A 14129-nucleotide genomic window follows, 5' to 3' on the forward strand; every position below is an offset into this window, starting at 1 on the left:
TGTCGCTTGGCAGTTAAACGTGAGAATGCGGCTGTTTCAGCCAGGTTTGGCATTCAAAGCTGAGAATCCGAGCGGCCGGATTCTCAAATTAACTGCAACTGTGAAGACGCCATTGATCGGCATGTATGGGTCGTGATCTCATCGATAGCGCTGCTGAAACGCGCTTGATTCTGACCCATCATTTGCCCGCGCAACATTTCGAGCATCTCGGGTCCGGCCCGCTCGACGATGGCCACTCCGGCCAGCAGAGCTGGTCGCAGATGCAGCGGCAGGACGGGATTTGCCGGTGTCGGCAGGCTTCTCCGTTCGACGACATCATCGAGATCTGGAATGATTGCGCCGAGCACCCTGAATCGCCACGGTTCGTACTCACGGGGAAGGGGTCTCGGCACGCGTCGCATCAGCAGAAGGCGCGCGATTTCGGCCGGCGAAGTCCAGGTTCGGACGCCGCGCTCGGCTTCATCGTCGAGGAGCCGTTCTCCCACGAGCGCGGCCCCTTGATGGCGGTCGAAAGGAGAGGGGCGGTCATGCCCGCGTGCGCACCGGAACAGGTCGCCGCAAAGCGGACAGGTGATGCGCCAGCCGAGAAACTGGCTGCGAAGGAGAGGCCTCGGTTCGTGTTCACCCGGATGACAGGCTGAGCAGAACTGCAGCGGCCTCGCTGCAATCAGGCGTCGCGATGATGGTGCGATATTCGAAAAGGTCGTGCGGCGCACGACGGCCGGTTCGGTCGAGAAGAGGCCGGCGAGGCGGATGACTTGATCACCGTTCAGACTCCGATCGGCCGCATGCAAAGACGACGCCTCGGGCAGACCATGCCGCAGCATAGCAAGGGGCGGGACCGCATAGAACGCGGCATGCCGGCCGATCCACGAGGATAGGAGTTCGTCAGGATGGGGCGCCAGTCTCACCGGCAATTGCCGCAAGGATGTTTCGGCGTCATGCGAAGGCTGCCTCGGCATCAAACTCCGGCTCCCACTTCTCGATGGCTTCGTCGGTTATCTGTTCGCGCCCGCTTGCGATGGCCTCGATGGCGAGGGAGTTGATGATGTGAAAAATGTTGGCTGTAATGCCCTCTGTGATCTGCAGCATCCGCCGCAGCGATTTCGCGCTCAGCACCGAGGGCTGACGCAACGGCGTGTTGCGCAAGATTGAGACTGCCAGGGATTCGAACTGTTCGTTCGCAGCCCAGCGGCTCAGCGTGAATTGCTCGAACCGGCGGGCCAATTGCACGTCGCCGCTGATTGCTTCACGCGCCTCGTTGACGCCGAAGCAGACGAGCGAGATCCCGAGACGGTTGCTGAGAAAGCGTAAGGTGTTGAGGACGATGCGCTGCTCGCGATAAGTTCCGGCAAGAATGTTGTGCACCTCGTCGATCACCAGCACCTGCACGCCAATTGCTTCCATGATCCGCAATGCCGCCTGCTCCATCTGGGCGATATCGGCCCGCGGTCGCTGCGGTGCGCCGAGCAGCGTCAGCAGTTCGGCGTAGAACCGCCGTTCGCCAGGCCGGCTGGTCATCTCCATGGCCAGAACGGGTGTCTTCAGGGTTCCGGTCAGCGAATTGAAGCTTGACGGATGCTGATCGCGGAACCGGTTCATGATCATCGTCTTGCCCATGCCGCTGTCACCGTAGATAGCGACGGACGGCATGCGCGTTCCTCTCGGATGATCGAGGAGCCGGCTCAGCCGATCGAGCGCCTGCTTGGCGCGCGGGTAGAGCACCCAGCGGCGCGATCGTATCGCGCGAATGCGTTGTTCGTCCGCTTCAGCAAGCAGCGCCGCGGCGCTCGCGGTCAGGTGGGAGATTTCGTTGTTCATGCCAGCTCACTCCGTGTCCTCGACAAAGGGCACAGGTTTGCTGGAGTCGATGCCGCGAAGCGAGCCCCAGCCCCGATCATCCACGTTCGTTTTTGGCTGTCCTGCGCCGCGTCGTACGGCTGCCGTCTTCTTGGTTGCTGCATCCACCAATTCGCGCTGCGCGACCGCAGTGCCCACGATGGCGCGGGTGTTGATTTCCTGTCGCCCTCTCGCCAACAGTGCGCGACGTGCCGCCACGGCTTCATGCAGTGTCACTGAAGGCAGGGTCAGATCAGCATAGCGGGCTTCCACGAAGTTTCCCGAAGGTCGCCGCACGAAGATACGGGCCATGTCCCGCGGGTCGTATTTGACGAGCAGGCGCCGGTTCGAGCGACCGACGTCGGCGCTAAGCGCAGCTGACCAGTAGCGCAGACCAAAGAGATGAATGCCGGTTGGCCGCAGGGTGCGCTCCTGCTCGGGCAGGAACGTCAGCCAAAAACGCATCCGATCTTGCGGCAGGCGCAGTGGAATCTCGTTCTCGTGCTCCTTCCAGACGGCAATTGGCGGGCGGCCCAAGGTGCTGTGGATCGACTGATGGTACGAGCCGACAATGTCGAGGGCGATGTAGCGCTCGAGTTCGCGCAAAGTGAGCGCCGAATGCCGCTTCGAATCGTATTCGCCGAGTTCCTGCGCATTGCTGAACGTCGTGCCGGGCAGCAGGTGGAGTTTTCCCATCTGGGTGCCGATCAGACGTTCGATATGGCCGCCGAAGCGCGGCTCAGCCGGCGGACGCCATTCGATCGCGATGCCAGCATCCTGGCACCCTCTCTTGAAAGCACGGCTCCTGAAGTCGGCGCCGTTGTCGACGTGAAGTGTTTCCGGCAGGCCGGCGACGGGCCACGCTTCGGTGATCTCGCGTTCTCGCAACCAAGCCGACTTGTCGAAGACCGAGTGCAGCAGGCACAGACTTGTCGACAACCGGGAAGGTGCGTCCATCGTTAGGTAGAATCCCGTCACCATTCGGCTGCAGACATCCATCGCCAGCGTCAGCCAGGGCCGGCCGATCGGCTGGCGGGTTTCCTCGTCAACGACAAAGATATCCGCTTTCGTATGATCGACCTGAACGACCTGCAAAGGTCGGGAGGCGGCAAATACCCCGGGAACGGCCTGTGTCTCCTTCACGATCTTATCTTCGCCACGGCGTTTGGCGCGTTTCTGCAGATCGATGTCTTCGAGACGAGCCTTGATCGTTCGGCGATGCGGCGGCTTGAGCCCGGCCGACATGGAGTTCGTTTGGACATCCCGGACCAACTGTGAAACGGTCGGACGGTTTCGCGTCAGGTAGTAACGGCTGATGGTCGTGCGGATGATCTCTTCCCGCTGGTCATCCAACACCCGGTGGCCCTCCGGTCGACCGCGTTTGCGATCCACCAACGACATGACCGTGCCACCGGCTCGAAACAATTTGATAAGGCGGTACGCGGTCGCTCGACTGATTTCGAGCTCGGTCGCAAGCAGTGCCACATCTCCGGCTGTCATTTTGCCAGGCCGACTCTTCAGGAATTCCCGAACCGCGTCTGCGCGTCGGCACGCTTCATCCCAAAGCGCTTCGTCGACCTCGTCGGGGAGTGGGTCACTCATAACAAGAACACCGTCGCTTACGTCGATTGTCTGATTCTCACATTAAGTGACCAAATCCAAGCATAATTCTCAAATTAAGTGCTCATTCTCAAATTAAGTGCCGAACTATCTGGTTGAAATTGCTGCGACCAAATTCTGGGAATTAAGTGCAAAACCACACAATATCTTCGCTAAACTGGAAGAGTGCCGATGGTTCGAATCCGTTCAAGAGCGAGGCTTCGGCAGCTTCGCGCCCGCATCTCAGTCCTAGAATCCGCTTAGTGCGCATCCTGAAAGCAGAGATGGGTTGCGGCAGCATCACGTCCTCTGTGCGGCCTCTCTTTCGGTCGATCCCGATGGCAGCCTCGCGCCGCCGCAACGGCCATTCGCACTAATTGTCAGAAATGTGAAGCGGTCAGGCCGAATGCAGATATCCAGTCCTGACATCAGTCATTGAACCCGCGTTCTCAGTCGATCATGGCGCAAGATGCGTTGCTGCGGCGATCCATCAAGCGGTCCACCGAGGTCAGCATCTGCGCGTGTTGGGCCAACCGACTCCAAATTTGCCGAGGCTCGATCGCCCCACGCCCACAGAAGGGCGTGGGGCTGCTCACTTAGCGGGAGTTCGTAAGCCAGAAGTCTTGCCAGTCCTGCAACTTGGCAAAATCATCCTGCGTCGTTTCGGAGTGATTGACGTAGAGGCGATCAAGATGGTTTGCGATTCCCGATGCCTCGCCATCCGGCATTTTCGCATCGACATTTGTCGAGATCTTGCCGTCGCCAAGCTGGGGGGCCATGCCTTCCTCAGTCATCATGAAACGGGCAAAGAGCTTGGCGGTATTGGGGCTTTTCGTACCGGCCGCGATCACCGCCACGCGCGGGGTGAGCTGCCCGACCCACGGCTTCATCTCCTTGCAGATGCCCATGCCATAGCCATCCTTCTTGGCATCGCGAAAAATCGCCGCGCTGAGGAACCCGATCGGTGGCTTTTCTTCCTTGGCACCGACGATGGGACCGACGTCGCTGTCACTCTTGGCCACCTTCGGCTTGTTCTGAGCCAAACGCTTGACCCATTCTGCCGTCGCGCTCGCTTCGTCGGTCGTCAGCTCCTCGCCGAACTGTTCCTGATAGGCGGCGCGCATGGCCGCATCCTCATGGGTGGCGAGCTGGTTGAACCAAAACATCGTTTCATTGCGAAGCAGCGGATCGGGAATGGCGACACGGCCTTTCCATTCCTCCGTCGTGAGGGCCCAGAGATTGTCGACCGGGCAGGTATCGCCATGAACGTCAGTATTGTAGGCGAAGACCCACGGATTGTTGCTGGTGATCGCCGGGCTCTGATATTCGGCGGGGATCTTGTCCTTCAGGTCTGGGGCAAGCCAGGACACCCCGAAGCCCTGCGGGAGGATCTGGCTGGTGACCGAGGGCAGGTTGCTCATGTTGAAGACGTCGGTCCGAACGTTGCCGGCAGCCGCTTCACGCGCGATGACCTGTTCCTGCTCCTGGCCGCTCATCTTGACCCCGGTCGCCTGGAGGCCATACTTCTTGGAGAAGTTCTCCGCCATCGTGACGATCTTGCCCGTAGCATCGATAACGGTGATCGGACCTTCCTTCTTGGCCGCTTCGATGAGTGCCTCCAACGAATATTCGCTGTCGGGGATGCCGATTTCCTTGGCGTCTTGAGCCATGGCGCTTGCTGCGCCTATTGCCATAATGGAAACCCCGGTGATGAGGCCGATCGTTGTCTTAGGCATGATTTTTCCTCCTTTGCCTTGATCACGTACGCTCAGCTACTGAGCGATACGGTTCTTCTCCCGGTCGAACAGGTGCAGATGCTGCCTTTCAACCCAGAAATGAGTTCTCTCGCCCGCCCGTTTTGACGGGCTTTCGGTAGTGATCGCGAAGAACCGGGCACCCTCGACATCGAGTTGCACGATCCAGCTGCCGCCGGTCGGGACTACGTCGACGATCGTTCCCTGACCAGCAGCACAGCGCTTTGCATCCTCGTCGTTGAGGCTGCCGAGCCGTATGGCCTCTGGCCGGATGCCGGCCGATGCAACGGGTGCGCCGGCAAGAGCGAAGTGAGCAAGCAACGCATCGAGCCAACGGCAAAGCGAGCCCGGTCCTGCGTCGCTCCGTTCAATGATGTTGATCGGCAGACTGCCCACAAATTCTGCTACAAAGCGATTTGCCGGGCGTTCGTAGATATCGTCGGGCGTCCCCACCTGCTGCAATGCGCCCTCGCTCATCACGGCGATCGTGGTCGCGAGCGTCATCGCCTCCCATTGGTCATGGGTGACGAAAACAATGGTTGAGCCGGCTTCGGCATGAATGCGCTTTAGTTCGGATCGCATCTCCAGCCTGAGCTTGGCGTCAAGGTTGGAAAGCGGTTCGTCGAGCAGGATGACCGATGGATTGAGCGCCAGCATGCGTGCAAGCGCCACACGCTGCTGCTGTCCGCCTGATAGCTGTGCCGGAAAACGGCTTGCGTACTGGGCAATGCCAAGCTTCGTCATGACCTGCTCGACGACGGCATTGCGCTCCGGAGCGGGTGTCTTGCGCAGAACAAGGCCGAAGGCGACGTTTTCGTGGATCGTCATGTGCGGCCAAAGTGCATAGTTCTGAAAGACCAGCCCCATGTTCCGCTTCTCCGGCACGGTGAAGATCCCTTCATCGACGGAGACGATGGGCTTGCCGTCCACTAGGATCCGACCTTCCGTGGGATGCTCGAGCCCAGCAATCATGCGTAGCGTCGTGGTCTTGCCGCATCCGGAGGGGCCTAGCAGGCACAGAAATTCGGAGGACCCGATCTCCATGTTGAGATTACCGATGGCGGGAGGTGTATTCCGCCCATAGCTTTTGCGGATGTTTTCCAAGGTGATGCTGGACATTACTTGCTTCCCATGCCGTCTGAGAGGGAGGCCTTGCCGATCTTCTGCACCAGCATCGTGCCCGCGAAGGCAACGACACAGAGCATCACGACGACGGCATTGGCAGCCTGACTGTAGCCGTAGTCGACAAGGCGGATTGCATAAGTTGTGAGGAGGTCGGTACCAGGGACAGCAAGGACGACGACGAGGCTGAGGCCCTTGATCCCCGAGATGAAGGGCAAGAGGATTGCTGACACAAGTGCGCCGCGCTGAATGGGCAGCACGATGGAACGCATGCGCCGGAACCACCCGGCGCCCACGATCTGACCAGCTTCCTCGGGCTCGCGGCCAAGCTGCATCATCGACGATATCCCGGCCCGCGAAGCAAAGGGCATCTGGTCGGCAAGGATGGCCAGGACGAGAATCGCATGCGTGCCGTAAAGTGCCGGCAGGGGCGGACGGGCAACGGCGAACATCGAAAGATAGGCTGCCGCGAATGCGATGCCGGGGACCAAATAGGGCAGGAAGGTAATCTGCCGCAGCGCCACGGAGACCATCCGTATGGGGGAGCGCACCACGCCGTAGCCGACCAGGAGCCCGAGCAGACCTGCCCCAAGTGAGGCAAGGCCGACCATCCAGACTGTGTTCCACAGCGCCAGCCAGAACTCGCCGGTCAGGAGAATCCCCTGATGCAGAGCAGTTGTCCCGAGATCCGTGCCAATCCAGTAGTCGAGGGTGAAATTGCTGAGCTCGAACGAACCGGGCACACGCATGACCGTCGTCAGCGTCAGCGCCACGAGGGGGATAGCGGCACTCACCAGGAAGACTGTAAGGACCCAGAGCACCGCAGGCATCTGCCATTTCCCAAGCGGTGCCTCGCGTACCATGGCGCCCTTGGCGCCGATGGTCACGAAGCGTTTGGCTTCCTTCATGAGACGCATGTCGATGATGACGGAAAGCGTGCCGAGGAGGACAATCACGCCCGCGATGACGGCCGATGCACCTGCCTGGCTGGTCGAGATGGCGCGGAACAGGGATGTTGCCAGGACGTCAAAGCCGACGGGGACGCCCAGCACATAAGCCACTCCAAAGTCGCCAAGACATTTGGCGAAAATCAAGGTTGCTGCGGAAGCGAGCGATGGCATCATCAAAGGCAGGATGATCCGGCGTGCCACGTCCCTCGGCCGTGCGCCGAGGCTGCGGGCCGAATCTTCCAGCTGCGTGTCGAATTGCTTGAGTGCGTTGCCGAACAGCAGGATGACGAAGGGCGCGTAGTGCAGCGCCAGGATCAGCGCGATGGGAAAGGCACCATACGCGAGCCAGTCAGGCGGGGTGAAGCCGAGGGTCTCCATCCAACCGGGAACGCCGCCTGTCGTGCGGTTCTTGAAAAGGGTGAGCCAGGCGAGTGCGAAGGTCCATGACGGCAGCATGTATGGAAGCAGTAGCGCTGTTGAAAACCACTTCTTGCCCACAAGGTCGGTGCGGCTGAGCAGCCAGCCCAGCGGGCCGCCGACAAGAAAAGCTATCATGATCGCGGCGACCGATATGACGGCCGTGTGGGCAAGGGGCCACCAGAATAGGTCACGCGAAATCGGGGACATTAGTACGCGGTTCAGGTAGTAGAGCGTGAGCGCGCCAAGATCTTGTCCACTGCGTGCAATATCGGGGAAATGCACAGTCACCGCATCTACCAGCAGCAGTAGGACAGGAGCGAGAATGAGGTACCCGAAGACTGCAAGCAGCAGCAGGGCAAGCAGGAGTGTCGGATCAGCGCTGTTGACGCGGACTTGGTAGGCATAGCGTCGCCAGGATGAGGCGGGGCGAGGATGCGACGGATCCTCCGGCAAAGCGGCTTGCAGCGTCATGGGCTCATTGTCGTAAGTCGGTGTGGAAAGGAGTGGCGTCCCGAGGCAGTATAGACCTCTGGATCAGTCAGGCAGGGCGCCTACTGCGGCGGTCACCTCCCTGACTGTCTGCCATTCCTTGTCATATCGGACTGGCAGAAACTGCTCGTCCCCATTGAAGGCGGCACTCATCTGCGCGGGAAATCGGAAGGAAAAGAAGCAGGATTTGAGCTTGGCCGTCAGATCCGGATGGAGATCATGGGCATGGGCAAAGGCGGATGTGGGGAAAAGCGGGCTCTCGTAGAGGATCCGGATGGCGCTTGGGTCTATCGCTCCTCGTTCGACCAACCGTTCGACAACATCCGAGGCGACGGCTGCCATGTCGTAGTCCCCCGAGATGACTCCCATCACCGACTTATCGTGCGCTCCCGACATGATCGGCCGATAGTCCACGTCGGGGACAAGCCCTTGTGCGGGGAAGAGCGCGCGCGCTGCGACATTGCCGGAGTTCGAAGCTGGGGACACATGTGCGACGCGCTTGCCCTTCAGGTCCTGCAGCATCCGGTACGGCTTGTCCGCGCGTACGATGGCGATCAGATGATAGCCGCGGACCTCGCCCTTTTGGCCTTTTGCCGCAAAGGGGACGGCACCGGCCGTGTTGACCGCTTCGACCGTTGGTCCAGTGGAGAAACCCGCAAAATGTAGGCGGCCGGCACGCATCGCGCCAATCTCGGCCGCAACCGACTGAACGGGATAGTACACGATCTGCCGATCCAGGCAGGAGGAAAGGTGCTGCGTGAAGGGGCGAAACAGCTGTGCGTAGACTGCAGGGTCCTCGATGGGAGCAAACGCCCAAACCAAGGTGTCGGGGTTTCGCCATCTGGAAGGATCCGCCGGCAGATCTGCCACAAGATCACCATCTGTATCGCAATAGGCGTCTCCAAGTTCTGCCCGCTGATGACATGGTGGTTCAGTGGCGGCGAATGCACCAACCGTAACTGTTGCGGCCAGCACTATCGAGGCCGCCAAGGCTTGATAGCGTCTCATTTCTCCTCCCGAAGGGATAAACCGTCTCGCGTTCGGCAGAACCCTTGCTGTAGGATGAGACTATCTACGGTTTCCCTGTCAGAGTCCTGTCAGCCACATGCGCATCCTGATAATCGAAGATTCGGTCGACATCGCCGAGGCCATTGAGGCGAAGCTCTCGCGAGCCGGTCACCATGTCACGCTCGCGCAGGATGGTGTGACGGGAGAGGAGCTTGCCCTTTCCGGCGCCTTTGATGTCGTGGTTCTTGACATCAATCTGCCGGGTCGAAGTGGTTTTGAGGTCATGGCCAATATGCGGTACGGCCAGTCGCCCACCCCAGTTCTTGTCATCACCGCTCGCAATCAGCTCGATGACAAGATCAGTCTCCTTGACCTCGGCGCAGATGACTACATCGTCAAGCCATTCGACCTTGGCGAACTGGAGGCGCGACTGAGAGCCGTCACCCGTCGGCATCAGGGGCTTTCCCAATCCGTGGTCAAAGTCGGGCCTCTTGAAATTGATCTGACGGTCCGCGCTGCGCGCCTCGGTGGCGAACCTCTGGAACTGGGTAAGCGCGAATTCGAGGTGCTGGAGGCACTGGCTGCGCACTCGGGGAATACCGTCAGCAAAGAGCGGCTCTACCTGAAGCTCTTTGGGCATGAGGATATTGGTACGCCGAATGCTCTGGAGCTGCTGGTTTCCAGGATACGCAAGAAGCTGGAGGGCAGTGATGTCGAGATCGTCACGCATCGCGGTTCCGGTTACATGCTGCGGGCCCGGGTGGACGCGGTGAACTGATGGCGCGAGTGTCCATTGAACGGCGGCTTCTGATTACCACCGCCTGTCTATTTCTCGTGATAGGGACCGTGCTCGCATTGACGGTCGGTGCCTACGCCAGGCGTGCCGCCGACGAGGCTTTCGATCGCGTGTTGACCGCGTCCGTCTTGTCTATCGCCGATACCGTTAGCTTCGAAGATGGGGCCGTGACCGTTGACATTCCCTATTCAGCGTTCGCCATTCTCGGTACTTCGCGTCTCAACCGCGTCTTCTACAAGGTGACGGCGCCTGACGGCAGTCTGGTCACGGGCTCCCCTGTTCTTGGTCTGGACTTGCCGTTTGCGCAGGATCAGGCGTTGCAGCTTTATGATGCGGTCTATCGGGGTGATCCGGTGCGGGTTGCCGCCGTGCAGCGGTACCGTGCCGCCGACACGGCAGCGGGGACCGGTGGCTGGATCGGCATCATGGTTGCCGAGACCCGCGAGGCGCGACAGGAACTTGCGCGCCAGTTGACGATTAACGGCATGTTGCCAGCGGCCGCCATTGCTCTCATTTCCGGGGGGCTCATCCTCGCTGCCGTACGCTCGGCGTTTTCCCCATTGCGCCTCATCGAGGGTGATCTGCGAGCGCGTCGTCCCTCCGAACTCAGTCCTATCGATCGGGAAGTGCCGATCGAAATTTCCGCTCTTGTTTCCGCTCTCAACGAATTCATGGATCGGCTGGGTTCGGTTCTTGATGGCGTAAAACGGGTGACTGCCGACGCTGCACACCAGTTGCGAACGCCGTTGGCGGCGATACAGGCGCAGGCAGAGGTGGGTCTTGATGAGGCTGAAGATCCGCGGGTGAAACGACGGCTTACGCGAATCCATGAGAATGCACGCAGCGCGGGTCTCTTGGCAAACATGCTGTTGTCCGATGCCACAACCATTCATCGCATTGAAACGCAGGTACGAGAGCTCGTCGATCTCTGCGGCACAACCGAGGATGCCTTGCAGATGCTGCGTGCCGAAAGCGCCTATGGCTCGCTCATGCGATCTGTAACGCTCGACATGGTCGACCGTCCGCTGATGGTGAAGGCGGAGCCGATTGCCTTGCGGGAAATGGTACGCAACATCATCGAGAATGCCTTCATCCACGCTCCGGGAGAGGTCTGCATACGGCTTCATGCACGCGAGGGGGTTGTCGTCCTGCAGGTGATGGACCGGGGACCTGGAATTCCAGACAGCGCGAAAAATCTGGTATTCCAGCGCTTTGCTCGAACGGATATTCAGCGCCCTGGAACCGGTCTTGGACTTGCCATCGCCAAGGATGTGGCCGTCGCTTTTGACGGGTCAATCGGAATCATTGACCGTGACGGCGGGGGCGCGGTCATCGAGGTGAAGCTGCCAATGGCTGCAAGGGATGAGAAGACATGACCTTGTTGCGCGGCTGTGTTCTCTACCTCTTGCTGTTGGCTGTTGGGCCAGCCGTCGCGCAGGAGCGGCCGGTCAGGATCGCAGGCGTGGTTTCACAGGAGCGAATGGCGCCGCTGCTCCAATTGCTGGGGGCACAGTTGCCGCGAGCAACGCTGTCCTATGACTGGCTTTCTTCCGCTCAGATTGCAGCCGCAGCGAGGAGGAGCGAGGATGTGCCATTCGACCTCGCACTGTTGGCGTCGCCCGATATCGCCGTATCGGTCGCGAACGAAGGATATGCCCTGCAAGATGAAGCCGCAGGCGCCATGGCCATGGCGCAATGGCGCAATGAGGTTTTCGGGATCTGGTCGGATCCGGCGGTGATTGTCCTCCGGCGAGCTGCATTTCCTGATCGGATGCCACAGACACGGATCGAGCTTGTGCGTGACCTGGAGCAGGGGGCTGGTCGCTTCGATCGCCGTGTCGGCATTATCAACATTGGCATTGATGATGTCAGCTACCTGTTGGCATCGCAGGATTCCCTTCGCTCCACATTGTACTGGCGGTTGATGCGGGCTTTCGGCACCGCAAAAGCGCGCATCTATGACACCACGGATGATCTTCTTGACGCGCTTAAAGCAGGTGATTTGGACATCCTCTACAACGTGCCGCTATCCGCGCTGCTCGTTGCAGGCGCCATGCCCGATGGCATTGAGATCGTGGTGCCACAGGACTACGTGCTTGCTGTGCCTTGGGCAGTCTTCGTACCGAAGGGAGCAGCCAACCCTCGCGGGGGGCGCAGCCTGCTTCATAGCCTTCTAGCGCCGCAAAACAAAAGCGCCTTATCGTCTGTTGGTTTCGAAGTTCCGGATAACCTTCAGGGGCTGGAGAGCATCCAGAGAATTGAGCTGGGGCCCGAGCTTCTCGTCTTCCGTGACATGATCAAGCGCAGCAAGTTCCTGGATGCCTGGTTTCAGGCTGTCGTGGACTAAGAAGCGACCATACGACTGTGGTGAACCGTCAAATCAGGCGGCGTGAGGTGCGACCAATGCTCGACGTTGATCAAGTTGCCGTTCGTCTATAGAGAATTCACCACCAGTCGGGATCGGGATGTCCATCCCGGCGGGTGCAGCAACCTGCATTTGCCAACCCGGTTAACGGATGGCACTGCAGCGTCGCTGCGAACTTCCAAAACAACATGAGGATGCTGCCGTGGGAGCGGAGATTTGGTCAACGCTGGTCAGTGAGTTCTCGGATGTTCCAGACGTGTCTACCATAACACGCATTACGGTGCGCCTTGTACTTGCGGCGGTGCTCGGCGGGATCCTTGGATATGAGCGGGAACTGAAGGGAAGAAGCGCTGGCGTGCGGACGCACATGCTGGTGGCCGTCGGTGCAGCACTTTTCGTACTAGGTCCGTTGCAAAGCGGAATGGAGATTGGAGATCTATCCCGCGTGCTGCAGGGCATTGTACAAGGGATCGGCTTTCTCGGTGCGGGCGCGATCATGGTTCGTGCAGCGCGGCGGGAGGTCGAGGGTTTAACGACGGCAGCGAACATCTGGGCGACGGCAGGAATTGGAGTGATAGCGGGCCTGGGATTGGAAGCAACCGCCGTCCTGTCAACCTTCGTGGTCTTGATCATTCTCGCGGCAGTACCCGCTATGCTTCCAAAGCTGTCCGCGAAGAAATCAGGCCCGAACGAGTCTGATCCAAGTTGAGCAGATACATCGTCCCGATATCGCACTCCGTCAGCTAGGACCTCGAAGCCGGATTAGGTGCTTCGAAAGCAAATTCCTCCCGCTTCACCATTCAAGGTCGCCTGTGACATCTCCGGGGGAGGGATGCTTTAGTCCTTCAGAACGCCCATGACTATGAGTCCTGCCGCAGTCACGAGGGCGCCGAGGATGACCGGGGGAGCAACCCACCCGTGCCCCAGAAGCCCCTCAAGCACGATCACGAAGCTGGGCGTCAAATATCCATAACCAAGGACTTTGGCAGCCGGTAGACGCATGGACGCGTACTGAAGCAGTAGGAAGGTAAAGGCAGTCGTCACGATGGAAAGGTAGGCAAGGGTGGCCCAGACCGACAGTGGCAGCGCTCTAAACTCCAGCGAGGCCAGCTCGCGTGCACCCGTCGGCACCAGCCATGGCACCGTGAACACGATAATCCAGAAACCGAACAATACGGGGTTCTCCCCCCGGGATAGTTTTCTCAGCAGCGGCACGTAGGCAGCATGGCCGATCACACCAGCCAGGAAAATCAGCTCGCCGCGTCCGATATCGAACGAAAGCAGTGCCTGAACGTCGGCGCGAAATATGACCCAGATGGCTCCAAGCCCCGCCGTGACAAGAGCAGCCAGGACGTCTGGTCGTGTCCGTTGGCCGATGAACATCAGCGCGAACCCTGCGCTGATCAGCGGCATGAGGGTGAAGACTGCTCCTGTCTGGACCGGGCTGGTGAACTCCAGCGCGATGAACATCGTGAGCATGTACGTTGCTATGAGACCGCCGAGGACTGCATATCTCCAGATGGCTCGAGGCAGCGCGAACGGGACCCTCATGATCCAGAACGTCAGAACGCCCATCACTGCCACCGTCATGAGGTAGCGCATCAATGTCAGCGGCCCGGAGTCCAGATGTTGCGCCGCCATGCCGCCGAACGAGAATGATCCCGCGATGAGTGAGGCGAACAACAGCATGGCGAGATGAGCAAGCAGCTTCTCACGTCCTCGAGCATGGACGTTGGAGAGCGCAGGAGCGGGGGAGGGACCGGGCGGGGGCATGACCTGAGCAGATA

At 59.9% G+C, this 14129-nt stretch carries 12 protein-coding genes; 4 read left to right on the forward strand and 8 right to left on the reverse strand.

What is annotated here, in order from left to right; all coding sequences use genetic code 11:
- Positions 1-83: 83 nt before the first annotated feature.
- The 7 genes from ACEPP2_RS20880 to phnD all read right to left on the reverse strand — a co-directional run bounded on the left by ACEPP2_RS20880 (position 84) and on the right by phnD (position 9181).
- On the reverse strand, positions 84-962 hold the full coding sequence (locus ACEPP2_RS20880; RefSeq protein WP_395517431.1) for a TniQ family protein: 879 nt from the start codon (positions 960-962) through the stop codon (positions 84-86).
- Positions 940-1821 (reverse strand): TniB family NTP-binding protein, encoded by an 882-nt coding sequence (locus ACEPP2_RS20885; RefSeq protein WP_395517430.1) that lies wholly within the window; start codon positions 1819-1821, stop codon positions 940-942. Before ACEPP2_RS20885 ends, ACEPP2_RS20880 begins: the two co-directional genes overlap by 23 nt.
- A gap of 6 nt (positions 1822-1827) precedes the next feature.
- Positions 1828-3339 carry a Mu transposase C-terminal domain-containing protein gene (locus ACEPP2_RS20890; RefSeq protein WP_318920144.1) on the reverse strand — a complete coding sequence of 504 codons (1512 nt, stop codon included), beginning with the start codon at positions 3337-3339 and terminating at the stop codon, positions 1828-1830.
- A 695-nt stretch (positions 3340-4034) separates the two neighbouring features.
- A complete protein-coding gene (locus ACEPP2_RS20895) occupies positions 4035-5174 on the reverse strand; it encodes an ABC transporter substrate-binding protein (RefSeq protein ID WP_395517853.1) in 1140 nt (379 codons plus the stop codon).
- A 36-nt stretch (positions 5175-5210) separates the two neighbouring features.
- A complete protein-coding gene (locus ACEPP2_RS20900; protein ID WP_395517854.1) occupies positions 5211-6311 on the reverse strand; it encodes an ABC transporter ATP-binding protein in 1101 nt (366 codons plus the stop codon).
- Entirely contained in the window at positions 6311-8155 is a 1845-nt protein-coding gene (locus tag ACEPP2_RS20905; protein WP_395517855.1) for an ABC transporter permease, read from the reverse strand. The genes ACEPP2_RS20900 and ACEPP2_RS20905 overlap by 1 nt, the downstream gene beginning before the upstream one ends.
- 63 nt (positions 8156-8218) lie before the next feature.
- Complete coding sequence (gene phnD / locus ACEPP2_RS20910) at positions 8219-9181, reverse strand: phosphate/phosphite/phosphonate ABC transporter substrate-binding protein (RefSeq protein ID WP_395517856.1); 963 nt, start codon at positions 9179-9181, stop codon at positions 8219-8221.
- Positions 9182-9278: 97 nt separating this feature from the next.
- Between phnD and ACEPP2_RS20915 the strand changes: the two genes are divergently transcribed.
- The 4 genes from ACEPP2_RS20915 (at position 9279) to ACEPP2_RS20930 (ending at position 13051) form a co-directional block, all read left to right on the forward strand.
- Positions 9279-9959, forward strand: coding sequence for a response regulator transcription factor (locus tag ACEPP2_RS20915; protein WP_395517857.1), 681 nt, complete (start codon positions 9279-9281; stop codon positions 9957-9959).
- The gene (locus ACEPP2_RS20920) at positions 9959-11353 is read left to right on the forward strand and encodes a sensor histidine kinase (RefSeq protein WP_395517858.1); all 1395 of its coding nucleotides are present in this window, start codon (positions 9959-9961) and stop codon (positions 11351-11353) included. The genes ACEPP2_RS20915 and ACEPP2_RS20920 overlap by 1 nt, the downstream gene beginning before the upstream one ends.
- A gap of 104 nt (positions 11354-11457) precedes the next feature.
- Positions 11458-12324, forward strand: coding sequence for an ABC transporter substrate-binding protein (locus ACEPP2_RS20925; protein WP_395517859.1), 867 nt, complete (start codon positions 11458-11460; stop codon positions 12322-12324).
- 169 nt (positions 12325-12493) lie between these two features.
- Positions 12494-13051 (forward strand): MgtC/SapB family protein, encoded by a 558-nt coding sequence (locus tag ACEPP2_RS20930; protein ID WP_395517860.1) that lies wholly within the window; start codon positions 12494-12496, stop codon positions 13049-13051.
- A 128-nt stretch (positions 13052-13179) separates the two neighbouring features.
- Here ACEPP2_RS20930 and ACEPP2_RS20935 read toward each other — a convergent pair.
- On the reverse strand, positions 13180-14129 hold a 950-nt coding region (locus ACEPP2_RS20935), incomplete at its 5' end, for a DMT family transporter (protein ID WP_395516948.1).

It is taken from the genome of Pseudorhizobium flavum, from assembly GCF_044142885.1.
Lineage (GTDB): Bacteria > Pseudomonadota > Alphaproteobacteria > Rhizobiales > Rhizobiaceae > Neorhizobium > Neorhizobium flavum.

Coding starts and splice junctions, on each gene's coding strand:
- ACEPP2_RS20880 (WP_395517431.1), bottom strand. CDS start 962: ATGCCGAGGCAGCCTTCGCATGACGCCGAAACATCCTTGCGGCAATTG.
- ACEPP2_RS20885 (WP_395517430.1), bottom strand. CDS start 1,821: ATGAACAACGAAATCTCCCACCTGACCGCGAGCGCCGCGGCGCTGCTT.
- ACEPP2_RS20890 (WP_318920144.1), bottom strand. CDS start 3,339: ATGACAGCCGGAGATGTGGCACTGCTTGCGACCGAGCTCGAAATCAGT.
- ACEPP2_RS20895 (WP_395517853.1), bottom strand. CDS start 5,174: ATGCCTAAGACAACGATCGGCCTCATCACCGGGGTTTCCATTATGGCA.
- ACEPP2_RS20900 (WP_395517854.1), bottom strand. CDS start 6,311: ATGTCCAGCATCACCTTGGAAAACATCCGCAAAAGCTATGGGCGGAAT.
- ACEPP2_RS20905 (WP_395517855.1), bottom strand. CDS start 8,155: ATGACGCTGCAAGCCGCTTTGCCGGAGGATCCGTCGCATCCTCGCCCC.
- phnD (WP_395517856.1), bottom strand. CDS start 9,181: ATGAGACGCTATCAAGCCTTGGCGGCCTCGATAGTGCTGGCCGCAACA.
- ACEPP2_RS20915 (WP_395517857.1), top strand. CDS start 9,279: ATGCGCATCCTGATAATCGAAGATTCGGTCGACATCGCCGAGGCCATT.
- ACEPP2_RS20920 (WP_395517858.1), top strand. CDS start 9,959: ATGGCGCGAGTGTCCATTGAACGGCGGCTTCTGATTACCACCGCCTGT.
- ACEPP2_RS20925 (WP_395517859.1), top strand. CDS start 11,458: ATGGCGCCGCTGCTCCAATTGCTGGGGGCACAGTTGCCGCGAGCAACG.
- ACEPP2_RS20930 (WP_395517860.1), top strand. CDS start 12,494: ATGGCACTGCAGCGTCGCTGCGAACTTCCAAAACAACATGAGGATGCT.